This is a genomic window from Stenotrophomonas maltophilia group sp. msm4, assembly GCF_032025605.1.
Taxonomy (GTDB): Bacteria; Pseudomonadota; Gammaproteobacteria; order Xanthomonadales; family Xanthomonadaceae; genus Stenotrophomonas; species Stenotrophomonas sepilia.
In genome coordinates, this window is record NZ_JAVSKK010000001.1 from 1,186,091 (window position 1) to 1,207,329 (window position 21,239).

At 65.5% G+C, this 21,239-nt stretch carries 25 protein-coding genes; 8 read left to right on the forward strand and 17 right to left on the reverse strand.

The window, feature by feature from the left end; all coding sequences use genetic code 11:
• Nucleotides 1-8: 8 nt before the first annotated feature.
• The 6 genes from paoC to ROV93_RS05645 form a co-directional block, all read right to left on the reverse strand.
• Entirely contained in the window at nt 9-2,213 is a 2,205-nt protein-coding gene (gene paoC / locus ROV93_RS05620; protein WP_180890350.1) for an aldehyde oxidoreductase molybdenum-binding subunit PaoC, read from the reverse strand.
• Nucleotides 2,213-3,163, reverse strand: coding sequence for a xanthine dehydrogenase family protein subunit M (locus tag ROV93_RS05625; RefSeq protein ID WP_072167039.1), 951 nt, complete (start codon nt 3,161-3,163; stop codon nt 2,213-2,215). Before ROV93_RS05625 ends, paoC begins: the two co-directional genes overlap by 1 nt.
• Complete coding sequence (gene paoA / locus ROV93_RS05630; protein WP_072167040.1) at nt 3,160-3,807, reverse strand: aldehyde dehydrogenase iron-sulfur subunit PaoA; 648 nt, start codon at nt 3,805-3,807, stop codon at nt 3,160-3,162. Before paoA ends, ROV93_RS05625 begins: the two co-directional genes overlap by 4 nt.
• A gap of 253 nt (nt 3,808-4,060) precedes the next feature.
• Entirely contained in the window at nt 4,061-4,645 is a 585-nt protein-coding gene (locus ROV93_RS05635) for a sel1 repeat family protein (RefSeq protein WP_141653552.1), read from the reverse strand.
• A gap of 79 nt (nt 4,646-4,724) precedes the next feature.
• Nucleotides 4,725-5,201 carry a nuclear transport factor 2 family protein gene (locus ROV93_RS05640; protein WP_021202431.1) on the reverse strand — a complete coding sequence of 159 codons (477 nt, stop codon included), beginning with the start codon at nt 5,199-5,201 and terminating at the stop codon, nt 4,725-4,727.
• Between the two features lie 62 nt (nt 5,202-5,263).
• On the reverse strand, nt 5,264-5,833 hold the full coding sequence (locus tag ROV93_RS05645) for a TetR family transcriptional regulator (protein WP_072167042.1): 570 nt from the start codon (nt 5,831-5,833) through the stop codon (nt 5,264-5,266).
• Nucleotides 5,834-6,001: 168 nt separating this feature from the next.
• Between ROV93_RS05645 and ROV93_RS05650 the strand changes: the two genes are divergently transcribed.
• Together ROV93_RS05650 and ROV93_RS05655 are read left to right on the forward strand one after the other, a co-directional pair.
• Complete coding sequence (locus ROV93_RS05650) at nt 6,002-6,955, forward strand: alpha/beta hydrolase (RefSeq protein ID WP_072167043.1); 954 nt, start codon at nt 6,002-6,004, stop codon at nt 6,953-6,955.
• A 237-nt stretch (nt 6,956-7,192) separates the two neighbouring features.
• On the forward strand, nt 7,193-7,504 hold the full coding sequence (locus ROV93_RS05655) for a hypothetical protein (RefSeq protein WP_026346984.1): 312 nt from the start codon (nt 7,193-7,195) through the stop codon (nt 7,502-7,504).
• Nucleotides 7,505-7,547: 43 nt separating this feature from the next.
• Here the strand turns inward: ROV93_RS05655 and ROV93_RS05660 are convergent, their stop codons facing one another.
• The 3 genes from ROV93_RS05660 to ROV93_RS05670 all read right to left on the reverse strand — a co-directional run bounded on the left by ROV93_RS05660 (nt 7,548) and on the right by ROV93_RS05670 (nt 8,654).
• The gene (locus ROV93_RS05660; RefSeq protein WP_005416560.1) at nt 7,548-7,829 is read right to left on the reverse strand and encodes a hypothetical protein; all 282 of its coding nucleotides are present in this window, start codon (nt 7,827-7,829) and stop codon (nt 7,548-7,550) included.
• Between the two features lie 281 nt (nt 7,830-8,110).
• Entirely contained in the window at nt 8,111-8,380 is a 270-nt protein-coding gene (locus tag ROV93_RS05665; RefSeq protein ID WP_005416562.1) for a hypothetical protein, read from the reverse strand.
• A gap of 58 nt (nt 8,381-8,438) precedes the next feature.
• A complete protein-coding gene (locus tag ROV93_RS05670) occupies nt 8,439-8,654 on the reverse strand; it encodes a hypothetical protein (protein ID WP_072167045.1) in 216 nt (71 codons plus the stop codon).
• Nucleotides 8,655-8,808: 154 nt separating this feature from the next.
• On the opposite strand from ROV93_RS05670, the gene ROV93_RS05675 reads away from it, so the two are divergent.
• Nucleotides 8,809-9,090, forward strand: a complete 282-nt coding sequence (locus tag ROV93_RS05675; protein ID WP_072167046.1) for a hypothetical protein — start codon at nt 8,809-8,811, stop codon at nt 9,088-9,090.
• Nucleotides 9,091-9,095: 5 nt separating this feature from the next.
• Here ROV93_RS05675 and ROV93_RS05680 read toward each other — a convergent pair whose 3' ends face one another.
• Nucleotides 9,096-11,771, reverse strand: coding sequence for an excinuclease ABC subunit UvrA (locus ROV93_RS05680; RefSeq protein WP_180890348.1), 2,676 nt, complete (start codon nt 11,769-11,771; stop codon nt 9,096-9,098).
• Between the two features lie 177 nt (nt 11,772-11,948).
• Here ROV93_RS05680 and ROV93_RS05685 point away from each other — a divergent pair, with 177 nt between their 5' ends.
• The 3 genes from ROV93_RS05685 (at nt 11,949) to ROV93_RS05695 (ending at nt 13,024) form a co-directional block, all read left to right on the forward strand.
• Nucleotides 11,949-12,227 (forward strand): hypothetical protein, encoded by a 279-nt coding sequence (locus tag ROV93_RS05685; protein WP_072167048.1) that lies wholly within the window; start codon nt 11,949-11,951, stop codon nt 12,225-12,227.
• 123 nt (nt 12,228-12,350) lie between these two features.
• The gene (locus tag ROV93_RS05690) at nt 12,351-12,605 is read left to right on the forward strand and encodes a hypothetical protein (protein WP_069138523.1); all 255 of its coding nucleotides are present in this window, start codon (nt 12,351-12,353) and stop codon (nt 12,603-12,605) included.
• Nucleotides 12,602-13,024: a low affinity iron permease family protein gene (locus ROV93_RS05695; protein ID WP_072167049.1), complete on the forward strand. Its 423-nt coding sequence runs from the start codon at nt 12,602-12,604 to the stop codon at nt 13,022-13,024. The genes ROV93_RS05690 and ROV93_RS05695 overlap by 4 nt, the downstream gene beginning before the upstream one ends.
• A 30-nt stretch (nt 13,025-13,054) precedes the next feature.
• On the opposite strand, the gene ROV93_RS05700 is transcribed toward ROV93_RS05695, so the two are convergent.
• Nucleotides 13,055-14,548 (reverse strand): FAD-dependent oxidoreductase, encoded by a 1,494-nt coding sequence (locus ROV93_RS05700; RefSeq protein ID WP_180890346.1) that lies wholly within the window; start codon nt 14,546-14,548, stop codon nt 13,055-13,057.
• A 222-nt stretch (nt 14,549-14,770) separates the two neighbouring features.
• Here ROV93_RS05700 and ROV93_RS05705 point away from each other — a divergent pair, with 222 nt between their 5' ends.
• On the forward strand, nt 14,771-15,001 hold the full coding sequence (locus ROV93_RS05705; protein ID WP_072167051.1) for a hypothetical protein: 231 nt from the start codon (nt 14,771-14,773) through the stop codon (nt 14,999-15,001).
• 9 nt (nt 15,002-15,010) lie between these two features.
• On the opposite strand, the gene ROV93_RS05710 is transcribed toward ROV93_RS05705, so the two are convergent.
• From ROV93_RS05710 to ROV93_RS05720, 3 genes are all read right to left on the reverse strand, one after another.
• On the reverse strand, nt 15,011-15,460 hold the full coding sequence (locus ROV93_RS05710) for a BLUF domain-containing protein (protein WP_072167052.1): 450 nt from the start codon (nt 15,458-15,460) through the stop codon (nt 15,011-15,013).
• Nucleotides 15,461-15,598: 138 nt separating this feature from the next.
• Nucleotides 15,599-18,148, reverse strand: a complete 2,550-nt coding sequence (gene ligD / locus ROV93_RS05715; RefSeq protein ID WP_312538723.1) for a DNA ligase D — start codon at nt 18,146-18,148, stop codon at nt 15,599-15,601.
• Nucleotides 18,149-18,161: 13 nt separating this feature from the next.
• Nucleotides 18,162-18,338 (reverse strand): DUF3606 domain-containing protein, encoded by a 177-nt coding sequence (locus tag ROV93_RS05720; protein WP_065426543.1) that lies wholly within the window; start codon nt 18,336-18,338, stop codon nt 18,162-18,164.
• A 249-nt stretch (nt 18,339-18,587) separates the two neighbouring features.
• On the opposite strand from ROV93_RS05720, the gene ROV93_RS05725 reads away from it, so the two are divergent.
• A complete protein-coding gene (locus ROV93_RS05725; RefSeq protein WP_005416567.1) occupies nt 18,588-19,085 on the forward strand; it encodes a DUF892 family protein in 498 nt (165 codons plus the stop codon).
• Between the two features lie 39 nt (nt 19,086-19,124).
• On the opposite strand, the gene ROV93_RS05730 is transcribed toward ROV93_RS05725, so the two are convergent.
• The 3 genes from ROV93_RS05730 to ROV93_RS05740 are packed head-to-tail and all read right to left on the reverse strand — an operon-like array spanning nt 19,125 to nt 21,239.
• Nucleotides 19,125-19,859, reverse strand: coding sequence for a DNA-formamidopyrimidine glycosylase family protein (locus tag ROV93_RS05730; protein ID WP_072167054.1), 735 nt, complete (start codon nt 19,857-19,859; stop codon nt 19,125-19,127).
• The gene (locus tag ROV93_RS05735) at nt 19,852-20,619 is read right to left on the reverse strand and encodes a DUF72 domain-containing protein (RefSeq protein WP_072167055.1); all 768 of its coding nucleotides are present in this window, start codon (nt 20,617-20,619) and stop codon (nt 19,852-19,854) included. Before ROV93_RS05735 ends, ROV93_RS05730 begins: the two co-directional genes overlap by 8 nt.
• Nucleotides 20,616-21,239: a BLUF domain-containing protein gene (locus tag ROV93_RS05740; protein WP_312538728.1), complete on the reverse strand. Its 624-nt coding sequence runs from the start codon at nt 21,237-21,239 to the stop codon at nt 20,616-20,618. Before ROV93_RS05740 ends, ROV93_RS05735 begins: the two co-directional genes overlap by 4 nt.

The window sequence follows — 21,239 nt, forward strand, 5'->3', positions numbered from 1 at the left end:
CGCAAGGGTCAGCCCACGTCGGGCAAGCCGGGCAGCAGCTTGTCCAGGGTAATGGGATAGTCGCGCACGCGCACGCCGGTTGCGTTGTAGACCGCATTGGCGATCGCGGCGCCGACCCCACAGATGCCCAGTTCACCCACACCCTTGGCCTTCATCGGCGAGATCACCGGATCCAGCGTGTCGAGGAAGACCACCTCCTGGTACGGGATGTCGGCGTGCACGGGAACCTCGTAGCCGGCCAGGTCGTGGTTGATGAACAAGCCAAGCCGTTTGTCGACCACCAGCTCCTCCATCAGGGTCGCGCCCGCACCCATCACCATCCCCCCGATGACCTGGCTGCGTGCAGACAGCGGATTGAGGATCCGGCCGCCATCGCATACGGCAAGCATGCGACGAATGCGCGTCTCTCCCGTGTAGGCATGCACGGCGACCTCGCAGAAATGCCCTGCATAGGTGCCGACGTCGTAGCCTTGCTTGAAGTCGCCGAAGGCAATGCCGTCCTCCGCCGACAGTGTGCCCGCCTCCGCCAGCTTGATGGTCCGCCCACCCACCTGGATGCGGCCATTGGCGAAGTCTGCGGTGTCGCCGTCGAAGCCCAGTTTCTCGCCCACCTTGCGGCGCAGGCTGACGCACGCCGCGTACACGCCCGCGGTGGAGCTTGCCGCGCCCCACTGGCCGCCGGAACCGGCGGAGGCGGGATGACGGGAGTCGCCGAGGGTTACCTGGACCCGCTCCAGCGGCACGCCCATGGTCTCGGCTGCCGTCTGCGCGATGATCGTGTAGGAGCCGGTGCCAATGTCGGTCATGTCGGTCTCCACAATCACCCCGCCCTGGCCGTCAAGCCGGACCCGCGCCGCCGACTTCATTGTCGGTGCGCCGCGATAGCCCGCAGACACGCCCATGCCGACCAGCCAGTCCCCTTCCCTGACCTGCGCCGGCCTGGGGTTGCGCTTGTTCCAGTTGAAGCGCTCCGCGCCTTCGCGCAGGCAGCGCACCAGGTTGCGGTCGGAGAACTTCTTGGACGGATCGCCGGGTACCACCTCGGGCTCGTTGAGGATGCGGAACGCGATCGGGTCGAGGCCCAGCTTCTCGGCCATTTCGTCCATCGCCACTTCCAGCGCCATGTGGCCCGGTGCTTCGCCCGGTGCGCGCATCGCATTGCCTTCGGGCATGTCGAGCGTGGCGATGTAATTGGCCACCAGGCGGTTGGCGCCTGCATAGAGCTTGGGCGTCTGCAGGGTGCCGTTCTCGCCGTCCTCGCCGTTGATGTTGCCCGACCAGTTCTCATGGGCGATGGCGGAGATCCGGCCATCCTTTCCGCAGCCGATCCGCACGCGCTGGAGGGTGGCGTGCCGGTGCGTGGTGTTGTTGGGCACCAACGGGCGCTGCAGTGCGATCTTCACCGGCCGCCCGACCTGCTTGGCCGCCAGCGCGGCCAGCACCGCGTCGGCACGGATGAACAGCTTGCCGCCGAAGCCGCCGCCGATATAGGGCGAGTCCACGCGCACCTTGGCAGGATCGATGCCGAGGATCGCCGCCATGCCCTGCCTGGCCCAGTCGATCATCTGGTTCGCCGTCCATAGCGTGAGCGTGTCGCCCTCCCAGGCGGCGATGGTGGCGTGCGGCTCCATCATCGAATGACTTTCGTCGGAGGTGTGGTAGGTCTCGTCGAGCTTGACCGCCGCGCTCGCGTAAGCGGTGTCGAAATCGCCGAGCGTCTGCCGGTCGGGCTTGCCACCGCGCCCCTTTGCCAGCGGCGCGGACGGCGCCAAGTCTGGGAAATCGAAGCGGCCCTTGCCGCGCTCGTAGCGGGTGCGGATCAGCGCCGCGGCGGCGCGGGCCTGCTCGAAGGTCTCTGCTACCACGCAGGCGATGGCCTGGTGGTAGTGAGCCACTTCGGGTCCGCCGAACAGCGGCGCATTGTTCCAGTTCGATGTGCCGACCGGCTTGGTTTCCGGTGCGGTGATGACCGCCAATACGCCGGGCGCGGCACGTGCGCGGGAGGCATCCATCGAAATGATGCGCCCCTTGCCGATGCCCGCACCGACGATGTAGCCGTAGGCCTGGTTCGGCGCAACGTCATGGCGCTCGTAGGCATAGGGGGCGGTGCCGGTGGTCTTGCGTGGACCGTCGATGCGCGGCGTCGACTTGCCGACGACCTTGGCCTTGTCGAACAGGTTGTCGCCGGCGGGGGCATTGAATTCAAGGGGCATCAGCGCTCTCCTTCCACCAGCACCGCTGCGAGAGTGCGCTCGGCGAGCGCGATCTTGAACGCGTTCTCCCGCGTCGGACGGGCACCGGCGAACACCTGCCGGGCCGCGGCCTTTACGCCGTCGCGCAGCAGCGGTTCGGCCGCCTCGACGCGCCACGGCTTCGGCGCGACCCCACCGAAGGCGAACCGCGCCGAGCCGTCACGCTGCACGACTGCGGCGACCGACACCAGTGCGAACGCATAGGACGCGCGGTCACGTACCTTGTGGTACACGTGCCGACCGCCCAAGGGTTCTGGCAGCGTGACGTGGGTGATCAGCTCACCGCGCTGCAGCACGTTGTCCTGCTGCGGCCTGTCGCCGGGGGAACGATGGAAATCGGCAATCGGGATGCTGCGCGTACTGCCGTCACCCCTGACGGTCTGGATCGAGGCGTCCAGCACCCGCAGGGCCACCGCCATGTCGCCCGGATAGGTCGCGATGCAGCTGTCCGAGGTGCCGATCACGCCCATCTGCCGGGAGAACCCCTCGAGTGCGCCGCAGCCGGATCCGGGCAGGCGCTTGTTGCAAGGCAGATTGGGGTCGTAGAAATATGGGCAGCGCGTGCGCTGCAGCAGGTTGCCGCCGGTGGTGGCTTTGTTGCGCAGCTGCCCGGAGGCGCCTGCCACGATCGCGCGGGTCAGCACCGCGTAGTCGCGGCGCACGCGCTCATGCGAGGCCAGTGCGGTATTGGTGACCAGCGTGCCGATGCGCAGGCCGCCCTCGTCGGTGGGTTCAATCCTGTCCAGGCCGATGTCCTGCACATCGACCAGATGCGCTGGCGTCTCGACCTCCAGCTTCATCAGGTCGAGCAGGTTGGTCCCTCCGGCCAGGAACTTCGCGCCCTCGGTACCGGCGACGGCCTTGGCGGCCTCGGCCGGGGATTTCGCGCGTTCGTAACTGAAGGCCCTCATGCGCGCCTCCCTGCAGAGGTGACGCCAGCGACCTCTGCCATCGCCTCGGCAATATTGGAATAGGCGCCGCAGCGGCAGAGGTTGCCGCTCATGCGTTCGCGCATTTCCATGTTGGTGGCCCGGGGCCGTGCGCTGACGTCCGCCTGTACATGGCTGGGCACACCCCGCTTGATCTCGTCCAGGACCGCCACCGCCGAACAGATCTGCCCCGGCGTGCAATACCCGCACTGGTAGCCATCATGCTTGATGAAGGCGGCCTGCATCGGATGCAGGTCATCGGGAGTTCCGAGGCCTTCGATGGTGGTGATGGCATCGCCCTGGTGCTGTACCGCCAGGCTGAGGCAGGCATTGATGCGCTCACCGTTGACCAGCACGGTACAGGCACCGCATTGACCGTGGTCGCAGCCCTTTTTCGTTCCAGTCAGCTTCAGATGTTCGCGCAGGGCATCGAGCAGCGTGGTCCGGGTGTCGAGCTCAAGCTCCCGCCGCTCGCCGTTGACGGTCAAGGCCACCGTGCTGATGACCGGCGGCCTGGGCGGCGAGGGCGCCGCCAGTTCGGCGGCGAGCGATGATGCCCCCGGTGCGGCGGACATCGCCACGGTCGTGACGCCGCCGGCGATCACCTGGCGACGCGTCAACTTCATTCCTTCATCACAACTTGGCACAGTGACCTCCTGGCGTTCGGGGAAACCCCGTGGCTGGATGGACGCGCTCACACTACCGAAGGGCCACTATGCCCATCTGCGGGGTACAGATCTGTGAAGTCGGCGAAATGTACGAACCTGCCAAGGCAGTCAGCCTGAGTGCCCAGAAGAACATGTTGTAGCAAGTCCGAAGAAATCGACTGCATCCAGCCCTTTCATGGACACCCGGACTCATTCCCAGCCTGCAGGCCAACTACGGCGGGCTTGACTGAGTTGCCACGCTCGCTTCTCTCGTAGGTAGATGGCTTCTCTCTTCCTCTCGCTTGCTGGCACATCGCAGAGACGCCATGCGTGCCGCCTGCTCAAGTTCGGAATGCGCGGCCTTCACTCCCTTCAGCGCGGCACTCTTGAGCCATGCGCATGCCTCACTGGATGACTCACAGTCCTGTTTGTCCCTCAATATGAAGAACACGTTGTACTGTGCAATCGGGTGTCCCAGCGCTGCGGCATAGGCAAGCCACATATGGGAGTTGCCGGCCACGCCTTTGCCCTCAAAGTGGCGCGAAAGTCGAAACGCCGCCTCGGCGTCGCCTGCATCTGCGTGCCCGACCAGCGTGCGTAGCTGCTTGTCATCAAGCTCCGCGCCATCATCCGTTGCGATCGACCCGTCAAGCTCAACTTTCGGCCTGTCCGGTTGAGGCGGCACCTGCGCATTAACCGACCCTGCGCCCGCCAGGCACAAGAGAAGACCGGCTCTCTTAAATAGGATCATCAATCCCAGTTCCTGAGAATCGGTCTTCGCTGGCGGTTCGAATCCGCCCCCGGCCTGCATGTCCATTGCGCCCCCTGCCCCGCCGGCGCGGATGCCGGCCGCCCCATCGTACCTGAGCGTGCTTCGGATGGCGCCTCAGCGGGAATCACATACCCAGCTCCGACAACCCCGGGTGATCATCCGGGCGACGCCCCAGCGGCCAATGGAACTTGCGGTCGCTCTCCTTGATCGGCATGTCGTTGATACAGGAGAAGCGGCGCTGCATCAGGCCATCCTCTCCGAATTCCCAGTTTTCGTTGCCATAGGAACGGAACCAGTTGCCGGAGTCGTCGTGCCATTCGTACGCGTAGCGGACCGCAATGCGGTTTTCGGTAAAGGCCCAGAGCTCCTTGATCAGGCGGTACTCGAGCTCCTTGTTCCATTTGCGTGCCAGGAACTGCCGGGCTTCCTCCCGACCGTTGGTGAATTCGGCACGGTTACGCCACTGGGTGTCGAGCGAATAGGCAAGCGAGACCTTGTCGGCATCGCGGGAGTTCCAGCCATCCTCGGCAAGACGCACTTTCTGCGTGGCCGATTCAAGGGTGAACGGAGGAAGCGGCGGACGGGGTTGTTCAGCGGACACGGGGAAACCTCCAATCGAAATGGATATACGGGTTGCTTCAAGGGATCTGGGGTACCCAGGCGCTAACGCTTGGCCTGTTCCAATAACAGCTTCGCGACATCCTTCGCGGTGTCTGCGGCGTCGAAATCACCCATCACGCGCGACAGGGTGATGGCGCCTTCCATCAGGATCAGCAGCTGACGGGCCAGATCCGCCGGCTGCTCCACATCCAGTTGTTCGGTAAGTTCCAGCGTGTAATCGAGCAGCTTCTGCTTGTGATTCCGCGCGATTTCCCGGATCGGATCGGCCGGGTCGCCGACCTCCCCGGCGGTATTGATGAACGCACACCCGCGATAGCCCTCGGACTGGAACCAGTTCTTGAGCACGGTGAACAAGCCGAGGATGCGTGCTTCCGGGGTGTCCGCTTTATCGCACTCCTGCCGGAACCAGGCCAGCCATCGCACATCGCGCGCCTTCAATGCGGCGGCGGCCACGTCGTCCTTGTTCTCGAAGTGGCGGTAGATGCTCTTTCGCGCCACGCCCGAGGTCTTCACCAGCAGGTCCATGCCGGTGGCGTGGATCCCGTTCTGGTAGATCAGCGCCTCGGCCGTGGCCAGGATCTTCTGTTGGGTGTCGGTGCTGCCCTTGCTCATGGCTGCAAGGTAGAATGAGCGTTCTCCCTTGTCAACAGGCGATCGCGAGCGATTCGCGTGCGCACATCCGTGCAAGACGATCTATCAAGAAATCAGGACAGTTCATCACCCGGACGCCTGATTGCAGGCGCAAAGTACGTCTCACCACCCACCCATGAGAGTTCCCGCATGAACACCTTCGCCCGTACCCTGGCCGTTGCCGCCCTTGCCCTCTCGGTCCAGGCCAGCCTGTCCGCGCAGGCCGCCGAACCGGCCACGCCGGCGGCAGTCACCAGCATCGCGCGCACCGCCACCTACATCACCACCGCCGATGGCGTGCAGCTGTACTACAAGGACTGGGGCCCGAAGAACGGCCCGGTCGTGACCTTCAGCCACGGCTGGCCGTTGAACTCGGACAGCTGGGAATCGCAGATGATCTTCCTGGCCAACCACGGCTACCGCGTCATTGCCCATGACCGTCGCGGCCACGGCCGCTCCAGCCAGCCGTGGGATGGCAACGACATGGATCACTACGCTGATGACCTGGCCACGGTGATCAATACGCTGGACCTGCACGATGTGACCCTGGTGGGCTTCTCCACCGGTGGCGGCGAAGTGGCGCGCTACATCGGCCGGCACGGCACTGGACGGGTGAAGAAGGCCGTGCTGATCAGCTCGGTGCCGCCGTTCATGCTGAAGACCGCCGACAACCCGAACGGCCTGCCGATCGAAGTGTTCGATGGCGTCCGCAAGGCACAGATAGATAACCGCGCGCAGCTGTACAAGGACATTCCGTCGGGCCCGTTCTACGGCTTCAACCGCCCGGGCGCGAAGGTGTCGCAGGGGCTGATCGATGCGTGGTGGGCGCAGGGCATGCAGGGCGGCCACAAGAACACCTACGACTCGATCGCTGCGTTCTCGGCCACCGATTTCCGCGCAGACCTGAAGAAATTCCATGTGCCCACCCTGGTGATCCACGGTGACGACGACCAGATCGTGCCGATCGACATCTCAGGCCGCCAATCGGCGAAGCTCATCAAGGGCGCAAAGCTGATTGTCTACCCGGGTGCGCCGCACGGCCTGACCGACACCCACAAGGACAAGGTCAACCAGGACCTGCTGGCGTTCCTGCAGGAAAAGTGAGTGTACGGGGCTCCGTTGTGATGGCGGAGCCCTTCCTGCCCAGAGGCAGGGCCGGCACCGGACGAGCGCCAGCGTCCACGTCAGTGCACGATTGCGGCCGTGGGATTTCAGGCCAATCATGGCGCGCGGTGTGCACCTTGATGAAGGGTTAACCTCCAACAAAGCACACTGCGCTCTCACGGCTCTTCTCCGGCGCAGAATCCTTTGCTCCCGTGTCCAGCCCCAGACGACACGGCCATGCATCCTCCCAATGCCTTCCGGATCCACGCGATCCAGCCCCTTCTTGCGCGCAATGGGGCCATCGTTCGCCTCGATCAATTGCGATCCACCTGCAAGAGCTGCGGCTTGCGCTCATCAATGACTCAGGACGAGGGCATCAAGACGAGTCCATTGGGCACGACGCTCACGTGCCCCGCGTGCGGTGCCACGGGGCTGATGGACGAGGTGGAGATATGGCACCACTGGCTCGAACAGTGCCGGCGGGAACGGATGCTGGCGCTCTTCGATCCCGCACCTGACGAACCTCTGGAGCCTGATGGCCCCGAATGAGAGCGACACATGGACTGTCCGGCCGGCGCCTCAGCGCCGCGCCTCAACCGTCGCCGGGGTGACGCCCTGCCAGGCTACCCATCGTGAAGGCGTAGCCCGCCTCCTCCAGCAGCGCTCTCATGCGCAGCTCCACACGCCGGGGGGAAAGCAGGCTGTTGGGCGCGTACAGGGCATAGACGTAGCCTGCGCCGTCGATGATCTCGCGGCGCACGGCGCACTCATTGGATTCGGCAGCCTCGGACCAGACGGACATCAACCTGGCGGGACTGATGGATTGGCCGTTGCGAAGACGGAAGAACAGCCAGCGCACTCCCAGGGAACGCACCGGATTCAACCTAGCCACTGCGAACCCCCGATGCGCCGGAAGAGGTCCCTCAGGACCTCTGGATCCAAGCGTGGATGCTCGTCTTTCGAAGAGCGCGGAAGGTCGATACGTGCGGCGCCGTTCACCAGCGCGGGCAGATTGGACTGAAGGTCGATCCACCACCCCGTGGGCAGCCGGAGCCCCGTGCCCGTTCTATCGTAGATGCAGATCGGAAAAGTCATCGCGTTGCTCCTGGATGACCCGAGCATACGCCTGCGCGATGTCAGGTCTGGATGCGACGCCTAGGAAGATGCCGCATCGGCGCGCTTTGCGCATTCGAATACGTGTGCTTCGTCCTGCTGGACCCTGCGGAACGACTCCAGCCAGCCGAACGCTGCGCCACGATTGTGAATCGTTTCGCCAAGCCTTCCGGTCAGGCACCGTGCGCACTCCATCCCGCCAGGACTGGGCGCATCGCAGCAACGGCATTGCGCCATCGTCGTCGTTCTCTCCGGGCGGCACTGGTACATGATCTTGGTCATCAGGCTGATCGCCTGGCTTTGCGAGGACATGCGCGCTCCCTGTCTGCTGCGCGGAAGCAGCCGCGCGGCGCGCGGCTCCTCCTGTTATTCAGCGACGCGTATCACCGCCGGGACCGCCTTTCTTTTGGTCCGTTGGATTCGAGTCGCTACGATCCTTCTTGTCCTGCTGCTGTTGTTCGCCTTGCCGGCCAGGCTCCTCCGCGCTGGGCTCGCCCCCCTCGACCTGCCCCTGCTGCACGGGCTGTTCTGCTTCAGCGGAAGCGTTGGAGCGGTCATTCCTGTTCTGTTCGGGGACGCTGTTCATTTCGATTCTCCGTCGCAGCAAGTGTGCTGCCGATTGACTGTGGGCCTGTTGCCGTTACGGGAACGTGCCGGCAAGCGCGTTGTATGAACGGTTGTGATGAACAGGCTCCCGGCAGCAAGCGTGTACAGTGAGGTTTCGAACAGGGGTAGGCGCCGTGAGCCGCGGAAGAAGCAAGCACGTTGTCGATGTGGAGCGCGAGCTGGCCCACTGGGAAACCGCGTTCAACCTGGGCGCGTTGCCCGCGGTGAGTTTCCGGCACGAAGTGGCGCCGGTCATCCGGCTTGCCTGCGACATCTATGTGAGAGATCCGCACGGTACCCGGTCAGCCTGGATGGACGATCTGCAGTGCCGCCTTGCGAAACGATCAAGCCTGCGCGGCCACCCTGGCGCGGCAGAGATTGCCGATCGTTGCTGGACGCTGCTGTCCTGCGGCTAGGCGCCTCATGCCGGATGATTCCGCTCGCGCACACCCTGCCCCAGCTCGGATGCCAGGAACGGTGCCGTCCTGCTGCCCTTGGCGTGGGCCACCTGATGCGGCGTCCCAGCCGCCACGATGGTGCCGCCCGCGCCGCCAGCGCCCGGGCCGACGTCGATCACCCAGTCGGCCTGCGCGACAGAACGCATGTCGTGCTCGATCATCACTACCGTGTTGCCTGCGTCCACCAGCCGCTGAAGCTGCACCAGCAGCCTGTCCGCGTCTGCTGCGTGCAGCCCGGTGGTGGGCTCATCCAGCACGTACAGCGTGCGCCCGCGCTGGCTGCGCTGCAGCTCTGTGGCCAGCTTGATGCGTTGCGCCTCACCCCCTGAAAGCTCGGTGGCTGGCTGGCCCAGCCGCAGGTAGCCCAGGCCGATCTCCTGCAGCAGCTGCAGCGGACGGGCGATGGCCTCTTCTTCGGCGAAGAACGCATGGGCCTGGTCCACCGTCATCTGCAGGACCTGGGCAATGTTGCGGCCGTTCCACTGCACCTTCAGCGTGGCCTCGTTGTAGCGGGCGCCGTGACAGGTGGGGCACGGCGCATAGACGCTGGGCATGAACAGCAGTTCGACGCTGACGAAACCCTCGCCTTCGCAGGTCTCGCATCGCCCCTTGGCCACGTTGAACGAAAAGCGGCCCGCATCGAATCGGCGGCGGCGCGCGTCGGGTGTCGCGGCGAACAGCTTGCGCACGTGGTCGAACAGGCCCGTGTAGGTAGCCAGGTTGGAGCGTGGCGTGCGGCCGATGGGCTTCTGGTCCACCTGCACCACGCGCTGGATGGCGTCCACGTCGCCGGCCAGCTGGCCCCGAGTGGCTTCGATCACGGTGGGTCCATCCGTGGGCGCGCTGTCGGCGCCGTCGTCTGCTGTCTCATGCCCGAGGTGCAGCAGCATCAGCTCAGGCAGCGCCTGCGCCATCAGGCTGGATTTGCCCGATCCGGAAATGCCGGTCACTGCAGTCAGCAGCCCCAGCGGCACCTGCGCATCCACACCGTGCAGGTTGTGGCGGTGGATGCCTTTCAGCGCCAGCCAGCTGTTGACGCTGCGCTGCCGGCTGGCCGGTGCGGGCACCCGGTCGAACAGGTACTGCGCCGTGCGCGAATCCTGAACGTTGCGCAGGCCGTCGGGCTCGCCACTGTAGAGAACGCGTCCGCCATGTTCCCCTGCCTGTGGGCCCACATCCACCAGCCACTGCGCGCGGCGCATCAGCTCCAGATCATGTTCAACAACGAACACCGAGTTGCCGCCGTTGCGCAGCCGTTCCAGCGCGTCGTACAGCGCCTGGCTGTCGGCCGGATGCAGGCCGGCCGAGGGTTCGTCGAGCACGTACAGCACGCCGAACAGCAGCGAGCTGAGCTGCGTGGCCAGGCGCAGGCGCTGCAGTTCGCCGGCCGATAGTGTGGGCGTGGCGCGGTCCAGTGAGAGATAGCCCAGGCCGAGCTCGCGCAGTTGCCGTACCCGTGCCATGACCCCGCCCGCCAGCCGCTGTGCAGCCAGGCGCTTTTCCTCTGACAGGGCCGAGGTCAGTCGCACGTCGGGGGCGCCCTCGTGGGTCGCGCGGCCACTTGCTGCCCGCTTGGCGCGATCGCGGGGCGTTGTTGCACGCCTGCTGGTACGCGCGCCGTGGCTGTGTGCACTGAAGTCGCCCTGCGCGATGGGCTCGAGCAAGGCCGCCAGCTGGTCCAGCGGCAGCCGCATGAACTCGCCGATGTCCACGCCGGCGAAGGTGACCGACAGTGCTTCCGGCTTCAGGCGCTTTCCGTGGCAGGCGGGGCACAGCCGGCCCTCCATGTAGCGGGAAACACGCTTGCGCATCAGCGCGCTCTGGGTGTTGGCAAAGGTGTGCAGCACGTAGCGGCGTGCGCCGGTGTACGTGCCCATGTAGCTGGGCTCGAGCTTGCGCTTGAGCGCGGCGCGGGTCTCGGCGGGCGTGAACCCGGCATAGACCGGCACGGTCGGGGTTTCCTCGGTGAACAGGATCCAGTCCCGGTCCTTCTTCGGCAGCTTCTTCCACGGCACATCGATGTCGTAGCCCAGCGTGACCAGGATGTCGCGCAGGTTCTGGCCATGCCAGGCCGGTGGCCAGGAGGCGATGGCGCGCTCGCGGATGCTCAGCGATGGGTCCGGCACCATCAGCGCTTCGGTCACCTCATAGACGTGCCCCAGGCCGTGGCAGGTGCTGCAGGCACCCTGTGGGGTGTTGGGCGAGAAGTCTTCGGCGTACAGCATGGGCTGGTGGGCCGGGTAGGCCCCCGCTCGCGAGTACATCATGCGCACCAGGCTGGACAGCGTGGTCACGCTGCCCACCGACGAGCGCGCATTGCTCGCGCCGCGCTGCTGCTGCAAGGCCACCGCCGGCGGCAGGCCGTCGATGGCATCCACGTCGGGCACGCCGGCCTGGTCGATCAGGCGACGCGCGTACGGCGCGACGGATTCGAAGTAGCGCCGCTGCGCCTCGGCGAAGACCGTGCCGAAGGCCAACGAGGACTTGCCGGACCCCGACACGCCGGAGAACACCACCAGTGCATTGCGTGGAATGGAGACATCAACATTCTTCAGGTTGTGCTCGCGCGCACCGCGGACCTCGATGCAGCCGCTGGCTGCGGCAGCACATGACGATTCGCCAAAGGGGGTGTTGGACATCTCAGCATTCCTGCATTCGGTGGGCGGATCGCGCATGGTGCGCCCGAGGGGCCATTGTCGCCGCTGCGGAGTGAATGGCGTGAGGGCGCCGGAAGCGGGATGTTGTCTTCACCTCCCGTTCGTACGGCCTTGCCCAGCCAAGGGCTAGCGTTGGGTGCCCACACACCGGAGGCCGTCATGCACCCCGACGTACTTGGCTGGGCCGCCACGGCGGTACTGATGGCAACCTTGATCCGGCAGATGGTGAAGCAGTGGCAGTCGTCCAACCCGGAAGCCGTGTCCAGGTGGCTGTTCGCAGGCCAGATGACCGCATCTGCGCTGTTCACGGTGTACAGCGCGATGCTGGGCAGCGTGGTCTTCGTGGTGACCAATGCGATGCTGCTGTTGACGGCGGTGGTGGGCCAGGTGATGGCGTGGCGCCGCCGCGGCCGACGCCGGGCTCCCCCGCCCTGCTGATTGTTAATGCGCGTTGCCTGAAGGTTTGACATCACGTTGCCCCGCCCTTGATGGGGGCGCCCACAACGCATTCCTATGCTGGGCCCACCACCTGCGAGGTGGTGATCAACCTGGAGATGCACCATGCAACGCGACCAGAAAGACCTTCCCCATCCGGACACGGAGGCGCAGCGCCCCGATCCTGTCAGTCCGCTGCAGGCAAAGCTGCACAACCACCGCAATCATGACGAAGCGCTGCAGGAAACCTTCCCCGCCAGCGACCCGATCTCTCCCTTCGTCGCTGCACCCACGCCGGACGAGCAGGCCAAGCGCCTTGGGGAGCGGGTCAGGCTGCCAGACCGTCGCACGGATGAGGAGGCCGCGGGAGGTGACGAGTGATCCGGCGCGGTTTCGCCCGTGTCGCGGCCGCGACGGCGCGATTGTCCGGCAGCCTGGGGGCATTCGTCGCAGCGCTGGGGGTGATCATCACCTGGGCTGCCAGCGGGCCGGCCTTCCACTTCAATGACACCTGGCAGCTGGTGGTGAATACGGGAACGACCATCGTGACCTTCCTGATGGTGTTCCTGATCCAGCATACGCAGAACGCCGACACCGCAGCGCTGCACATCAAACTGGATGAACTGATCCGTGTCAGCAAGGACGCCAACCAGGAGCTGTTGAACCTGGAGTCGATGGAGCCGGCCCACCTTGAAGAGATACGCCAGCGCTACGAGGCACTGGCGAAGACCGCTGCAGACATCAAGTCCAAGAAGGAGCGCTGCATGCCCTGCCATGCGGACGCGGCCGCCGAAGCCTGAGGTCGCTGCTCCGGCGGCTACCTGCACCTATCACTGTTCTGGTGTGAGGCCCTGCCTGGCAGGGCCTTCCAGCAGCGCTCCGGTGGCGGAAAAGCGGCTGCCGTGGCAAGGGCAATCCCATGTGCGCTCATGACCATTCCATTGAACAACGCACTTCAGGTGCGGGCAGAGCGCCGACATCGTGTGCAGGCGCCCGCCCTCGTCGCGGTAGACCGCAGTGCGCTTTCCACCATCCACGTCCAGCAGTGCGCCGCAACCACGGGCCAGCTCACTGGGCGAGTGCGACGGCACAGCAGCAAGGCGATCTCCCACCATGTGCCGCGCAACGGTGCCATTGGTGCGGGCCCAGCCGGCCGCCGAGCGCACCGGTGTGAAGCGCATGGGGCTGAGCAGCTGCTCGATCTCGCTGGTCGTGCCGAGGATTCCCTCGGTGATCGCACGCGCGGCCACGCCCGCCCAGGTCAAGCCGTCCGGCCCATAGCCGGTAGCCAGCCACACATTGTCGTGCGCGCTGCTGCCGATGTAGGGCAGCTGGTCGGCTGCGCGGAACTGCTGCGCGGACCAGCACAGCGGCTCGCCCTGCACGGTGAAATTGCGATGCGCGTCGGCGACCAGATGCTCGGCTGGATCCATCGGCGGCGTTTCGCCGGTGCGGTGGGTCTCGCCGACCAGCACCAACCAGTCACGGCCATCAGTACCGCGCACCCCGCGCAGCGATCGGTGCCGATCGGCAATCCAATGAATGCCTGCCGCGGGCGGCGTGGCAACCGGTACCGCCACGCCGTATTCGCGGTAGACCTCCATCTCGGCCTGCACCAGGTTGAAACCTGCTGGCGAATGGGTGGCCAGCACGAAGTGCCTGGCGTGGATGCGGGCGCCGTCGGCCGTCGCAACGCCGGCGGATGCCTCGATGCTGTTGATCCGGGTCCAGTCGTGGATGCGCACCCGGCCCGCCAGATGTCGCGCCAGCTCAATGCAGAACGCCGCCGGATCCAATTGCGCCTGATCTGCAACGCGGAAGGCGTGGCCCAAGGTGAACGGCAGCCCGGACTGGTGGTGTTCGCATTGCAGGCCGACGCGCTGATAGGCCTGCAGCTCACGCTCGAATCGCGCAGTGACCTCGCGGGTGCGCTCCTGCATGCCGTACTGCATGGCCACGCGTTCGAAGCCACAGCGCAGATCGTAGCGGTGAACCAGTGTTTCGATGGACCGCAGCGCCTGCTGCCGCCACTGCACGATACGACTGGCCGTGTCACCGCCCCAACGCGCGATCAGGTCTGCCAGTCGGGAAACGGGCGCGTAAAGATTGCCCGTGGACATCACCGTATTGCGCCCGCCGATGGGCCCCGCATCGACCACCAGCACATCCAGGCCGCTATCGGCCAGGCGGGCCGCTGTCAGCAGGCCAGTCATGCCAGCACCAACCACCAGCACGTCCGCCTGCGTGGTTCCGGCAAGTGGGCGGAAGCTGTTCGATTCGGCATCACGGGACCAGAGGCTGGCGCGCGGTAACGGGTCGGCCATGAATACACCCTTGCAGAGTCAGCTGGAAGCCTCCCCTGATACGCCGCTGCGGGTGAAACAGCAGTGGTGCGGCCGTGCAGGAAATGCTCACACGCGTGGCAGCAGCGATGCCGATCAAGGACGGGTGAACATCGCGTGGGCGACACGCCTGCGCCCGCTGTGCGGGCAACGACGCCCCCCTTGCAGTGCGGTCGCTAGCTTGCCTGGAAGGAGGAACCCGCTGTGAGCACGCACCTGGAGATCGACCTGATGATCGCGCAGTTGGAGGAAATGCTGCCGGAATGGGCGGCGTTCTACCCCGAGCCACAGTTCATCCGAATGCTCGCCGAGGCGCTGGACTTCATTGCCGCCAGTGCCGACTCCGATGCCCGGATGTATTGCGTGATGCGCACCGGGCACCTCAACGTGTGCAGCGGAGAGATCCCGTGGGCGGCGCGCTATGGAGGCGGTTGAGCCAGTACGTCAGGCCGCGATGGCATAGGGTTCGACCAGCTTGGCCAGGACGTCCATCGCCGTCTCAGCCTCGGCTTGGCCGTCGCTGTGCTGCACAAACCCAAGCCAGTCTGCGCAGGCCAGGCGTCTCAACGCCGCCGGCTGCGTAGGGAGCCAGCGCATCGGCCAGAACGGGAGACGCCGGTTGCCTACCCTGCCGCGCTGCAATTCAATCAGTCCCGTGTGGCTGGTAGCACCGAGCACCCGTGAGTACGCCACGCTCAAGCCGTCCTCGGGCCCCTCCATGTACTGCAGGAATCGGGCTCCATCGAACAGCAGCACCCCGGTGACGCCGGCATTTCGGTTGAAGCGGGCGGCGTCGTCCACCAGTTCGTCCAGCTTCCCACTGCCCAGACCCAGCGGGTCACCCGCAACGGCTGGGGCCGCTTCACTCACGTATGCGACTGCCCTGATCGGCATTGGCTGCTCCTGTAGCGAATCCCCCCAGATTCCGTGTCGAAAGCATAGGCCAACCGCGCCGCCGGTATGTTCCGACGCTGTGTATTTTGTGGATCAGTTGGGTTCAGACAGACAGACGGTACGCAGAGTGCGCCTGGGCTACCCGTCTGCCTGCGCCCATCGCGCAAGATTCTGTTTCACTTTGTCGATGCCGGCCCACGGGTCCCTGCGGCGCCGTTTGAGCTTTGCTGGCACGTCCCTGATCGTGAACGCGTCGGCGCGCTTGAGTTTGGACAGATCCCCCCATGCAATCGGCAGCGCCACCGGTGCCCCCGGCCTGGCCCGCAACGAGTACGACGCGACCGCCGTTGCTCCGCGCCCGTTTCGCAGATAGTCAACGAAGATCCGCTTGTTGCGCAGGCTTCTGGTGGCTGTTGCCAGGAACCGCTGCGGCTCGGACTGCGCCAGTGCTTCGGCGAAACCCTTCGCAAAGCGCTTGGTCAGGTCCCAATCGCATCCCGGGTTGAGCGGCACGACCACGTGCAGGCCCTTGCCGCCGGATACACGCAGGAACGACTCCAGCTCCAGCTGCGCCAGCAGTTTGCGGATGTCGGTGGCCGCTTTCTTGACCTCGGCAAAGGGCACGTCCGGTCCTGGATCCAGATCGAACACCACCCGGTCGGCCTGCTCGGGCGCTTCGGCGTGGCTGCCCCACGGATGGAATTCCAATGCGTTGAACTGCACCAGTTCGAGCAGGCTGGCCGGGTCGCGCACGACCAGGTAATGGGCATTGATGCCGCTTTCTTCCTTCAGCCTTGCCGCGTCGACCAATTCCAGTCCGGCCGTATGGTGTTTCTGGAAGAAGCAGGGTTTTGCGGTGCCACTGGGGCATCGGATGATCGACAACGGGCGATCAATCACCTCGGGCAGGAGATGATCCATCACTGCCGTGTAGTAATCCCACACGTCCTGCTTGGTGTAACCGTCGCCGGGAAACAGGATCTTGCCCGGAGACGGCAGCGACGGCGGCACGCGATCCGCCACCGGTGCCTTCCTGGTCTTGCGCGCAGGTCGCGAGGCTGCCGGTGTGCGCGCCGCCGCCGGGGACGTTCCAGCGCGATCGGAATCGGCAAGGTCGGCGGTATCCTTGTCGGCCCGCACCGCCTTCAGCGACGCCTGGCGCAACAGCTTCTGCCCGCCGATCCCGCGGTAGAAGACCTCGACCACGAAACGTGGCTCGAACCAGGTCGCAGCGCGCAGGTCGGTGTCCTGCGTGGGCACGTAGGCGGTCGGCTTGCGGCCGCCACCGCCCTTGATGCGCTTGCTGATGTCACCGATCAGTTCGTCCGAGAACCCGGACCCGACGCGGCCGGCGTAGAGCCAGCCATGCTTCGCATCCGGCCGGGCCAGCAGCAGTGAGCCGAAGCCGGTGCGGCTGCCTTTGGGCGCGGTATATCCGACCACCGCGAATTCGTCGCTGGCCAGTTGCTTGGTCTTGCGCCAATCCTCGCTGCGGCCGCTGTGGTAGCTGCGGTCGGCGCGCTTGGAGATGATGCCTTCGAAATGCTGCTCGCCGGCCACGCGATAGGCTTCATCGCCATCACCTTGCACATGCGAACTGAACGCCAACGGGCGGCCCTGTCCTTCCAGCACGGACTGCAACAAGGCCTTGCGCTCCAGCAAGGGCGCATCAGCGACATCCACACCATCGAGGTGCAGCAGATCGAACAGGGCATACGTCAGCACGCCTTGGCGCTCGCCGGAGAGCGTGGCCTGCAGCAGGTTGAAGTCCTCCTTGGTGCCAGCGCCGGCGATCAGCTCGCCGTCCAGTGCGGCTGAAGTGAGGCCCAGCGCCGCCACCGCGTCACGTATCTCGGGGATCTTGCCGGTCCACTCCAGTGCATTCCGGGACCAAAGCTGCACATTGCCCTCGGCGACCGTGGCAAGGATGCGGTACCCGTCCCATTGGATCTCATGGACCCACTGCCCGCCCTGGGGCGGCGCGTCTCCCAGCTTGGCCAACTGCGGTTCGAATGGACCGGACGGCGCTGCGGCCTTTCTTGCCCTGCTGAGCGCCAGGGCCTTCTTCGCCCAGTTCTTTGGCCGGGTGCGCCTGGCGGGTACTGTGGCGAGCCTTTTCTTTGCAGCCTTGCCGGCACCCGACCGCTTCAGATCCTCTGCAGGGGGTTCAGCGACATCGGCCAGCAGATCGTCCGCCTCGATATCGCCGGCAAATTCGTCGTCGTCCTTGAACAGCAGCCACTGCGGCTGGCGCGCCGGCTTCCCGGAACGGACCAGATGCCACCCGCCCTTCAGTTTGGCGCCGAACAGCTCGAAGCGCAGATGACCCTTGGCAAGCTGGGCTTCCGGGTCGCCCTGCGTGGCCCATACACCGTGGTCGAACTGGGCGACATGGCCACCGCCGTACTGGCCCTTGGGGATCTCGCCTTCGAAGCTCGCGTAGTCGACAGGATGATCCTCCACCTCCACCGCCATGCGCTTGACCTTCGGGTCGTAACTGGGACCTTTGGGCACGGCCCAGCTCTTCAGCGCGTCCCCGACCTGCAGGCGGAAGTCGTAGTGCCTGCGGCTGGCATGGTGCAACTGCACCACGAAGATGGCGCGTTGGCCTTTCGGTAGCGCCTTGCCCGGCTCGGGCTCCTGGGTCTGGTCAAAACGACGCTTGCGGCGGTACTCGACCAGGGACATGGGCAACTCCGCGCTATTTTCCCAGATGCTTGCGGACCGCAACGGCGGTGGGGCCGACCGCCGCGACAGCGGCACGAAGTTCTGCGGCGGACACACCCAGCGTCGCGGTCCAGTACTGCAGCTCGTAATCTTCGTTGACGTTGATACGATCCCGGTCCGGGCTGCCGGTGTTCTTCTTGTCATCGCTCATGGGGGGTCTCCACGCGTGATCGGGCGTGAAGTGACCGTACCGGCCGGTGCATGGGCACGAAGCGATGCCATTGTGAAGCCATGGCGAAGACCTGGATGCATCGGCGGCAACGGATGCCGACAGATACTGCATCGTGAAGACAGCGCGCAGAGTTCGCGTGGACGTTCCCATGCCGCCTTCACTTGGCCCCTGCCCGATCGCAACCGGTCAGGACCTACGCTGGGCACTCCACTCACTGCGGAGCCCAGTATGGCTATCAAGACGGCGGAAGACCTGTTCATCCACGAACTCTCGGATATCTACAGTGCCGAGAAGCAGCTGACCAAGGCCCTCCCGCGCCTGGCCCGTGCGGCCGAGAACCCGGACCTGGCGGCAGCGTTCGAAACGCACCTGGAAGAAACGCAGGGCCAGATCGAACGCATCGATCAGGTGGTGGAGGTGCTTGGCATTCGCCTGAAGCGCATCAAGTGTGCGGCGATGGAGGGCCTGGTGGAGGAAGGCAAGGAAGTGATCGACAGCATCGACAAGGGGCCGGTGCGGGATGCGGCCCTGATCGGCGGCGCGCAGAAGGTCGAGCATTACGAGATTGCGTCCTACGGCACCATCGCCGCGCTGGCCAAGCAGCTGGGCTACAAGGATGCCCTTCCGCTGCTGCTGGAGACGCTGGAGGAAGAGAAGGCCACCGACGAAAAGCTGACCCTGCTGGCCAAGGGCGGCGGCAACGCCAAGGCCGCGCAGGCCGCCTGACCGGCGCACGCCGGAACCCGGCGGCCACGGATGGCCGCCTCAGGGCCCGTACAGCACCTGATCATTCGGGCAGAAGAACGTGCGTCGCCGCGTCGTCCCCAGATAGAGCTTGCTGATCGGGCCACCACACAGCGGACAGACTTTTTTCGTGTGCACCTGCCAATGCTTCTTCAGCTCGAAGCGGCGCTTCCACTCCAGGAAATCGAAGCTGTAGGCGCGAGCCTGCTCGATCAAGGCGGTAAGCCTTCGTGGCGGCAGGTCGCCCAGCCGGGTGGCCGGATGGACACCTATCCGGAACAGCACCTCGTTCTTGATGATGTTGCCCACGCCGGCGAAGACGGTCTGGTCCAGAAGCGCATCACAGACCATGACATCCGGCATGGCCTTCAGCTTGCGCCGGGCCAGCTTTGGATCCCAGGCCTCGTTCATCACGTCCGCACGCCAATCGTAGACATCGTCCAACGGCTGGTCGATCAGGCGCACGGAACACGCGTAGAAGTTCAGCTCACCGTTGTCGAACACCAGCGATACCCGCGCCTGGCCTGGCTTCCGTTCGTCGATGCGCCAGCTGCCGAACATCATCAGGTGGATGCGCAGCGTGTGGCGGCTGAATTCCAGCAGGAAGTGCTTGCCCCAACTGCGGACCGCCTTGACCCTGCGGCCCTGCAGCGGTGACAGGTCGATGCGGCTGTTACCGGACACGGTGCGGACCACGTGCCCCTTGAAATAGCTCGCCGCTTCCCGCAACAGCACGATGGAAGGACCTTCAGGCATGGGCGTTCTCCTGCAGTAGCGCCTGCAGGCGCAGGGCGTTGCGGGTAGCGTGGCCGAGTGCGGTATTGTCCAGTACGAACCAGGCCGGCCGTTGCGCATCGGCTTCGCGCTGCAGCCGTTGCGCCAGCTTCGCCAGGGTCTGCTCGCTGTACGCACTGCGATAGATCTGCGGTTGGCCGTGCCAGCGCCAGTAGCTCCACGTGCGGTCACCGCCGGGGATCGCTGCCGCCGGCACACGTGCCGGATCCGCGGCGACCCGTGCAACGCCATGCGCACTCAACAGCGCATCGACCTCCGGCGTGAACCAACTCGGGTGGCGCGGCTCGCACGCCAGATCGGCCCGCGTGCGGGCGCGCAGGCCCCGCAGGAAGGTTTCGGTCGTGGTCGTGTGATACACCAGGCTGGGCGGCAACTGCAGCAGCAACGGACCGAGCTTTCCGCCCAGCGCCAGCACGCCTTCAAGGAACTGTTCGAGCGGTTGCATTGCATCGCGCAGCCGACGCTCATGGCTGATCTCGCGCGGGAGCTTCACCGCGAACCGAAAGCCCTCCGGAACGCTCGCGGCCCATCGCGCGTAAGTCCTGGGCTGGTGCGGTCGATAGAAGGACGAGTTGATCTCCACCATCGACAGGCGTGTGGCATAGCGCTGCAGTAGGCTGTCGCCCGCGCCGAACGCTTCCTGATCCGCCCGCGGCAGCGACCATCCCGCACAACCGACGCGTGGTGGGGCGGGCGCAACCGGGGCGGCCGTGGCCTTCATCGTGCCAGCTGCCCGTCCGGTTCCGTGATGCTGGCCGCAGCTGCCTCCGTGTGCGACTGCGAAACCGACAGCAGACGATCCAGTGCACTCTTCCCCGAGTCGAGCGCCGTCGCGCTGCGCACGAAGCCGGTCCAGTCGGAGATGGCGATCTTTCCCAGCGCCAGCTCGTCCACCCGCACGCTGCGCATCCGCCAGTGCGGAAACTGTCGACGCCCCACCCTGCCCCGGTTCAGTTCGACGATCCCACTGTGGCTGCTGGCGGCCAGAACGCGCATGTAAGCGGCCTTGATTCCTGCCTCCGGGCCTTCCAGGTACTGCAGGAAGCGCGAGCCATCGAACAGCAGTGTGCCGGTCACATCGACGGATTCGTTGAACTGCACCGCCTCCGCCACAAGCTGCTGCAGCCGTTGTTCCGTCAGGTTGCGGGAGGCTTCACTTACGTAGGCAATTGCTCGAAAAGGCATGGCACCACCGGTTGTTGCAGACCGCTCTACCTTAGCCACGCGGATCGTACGCGCGGTGAGATCGGTGTGGAGGCTGCGTCGAACTGTGGCGTGGCCCTTCCGCATCGCGTTGACGCGCGGTTGGGTTGCGGAATACGTGTCTGCCTGTGCGCACAC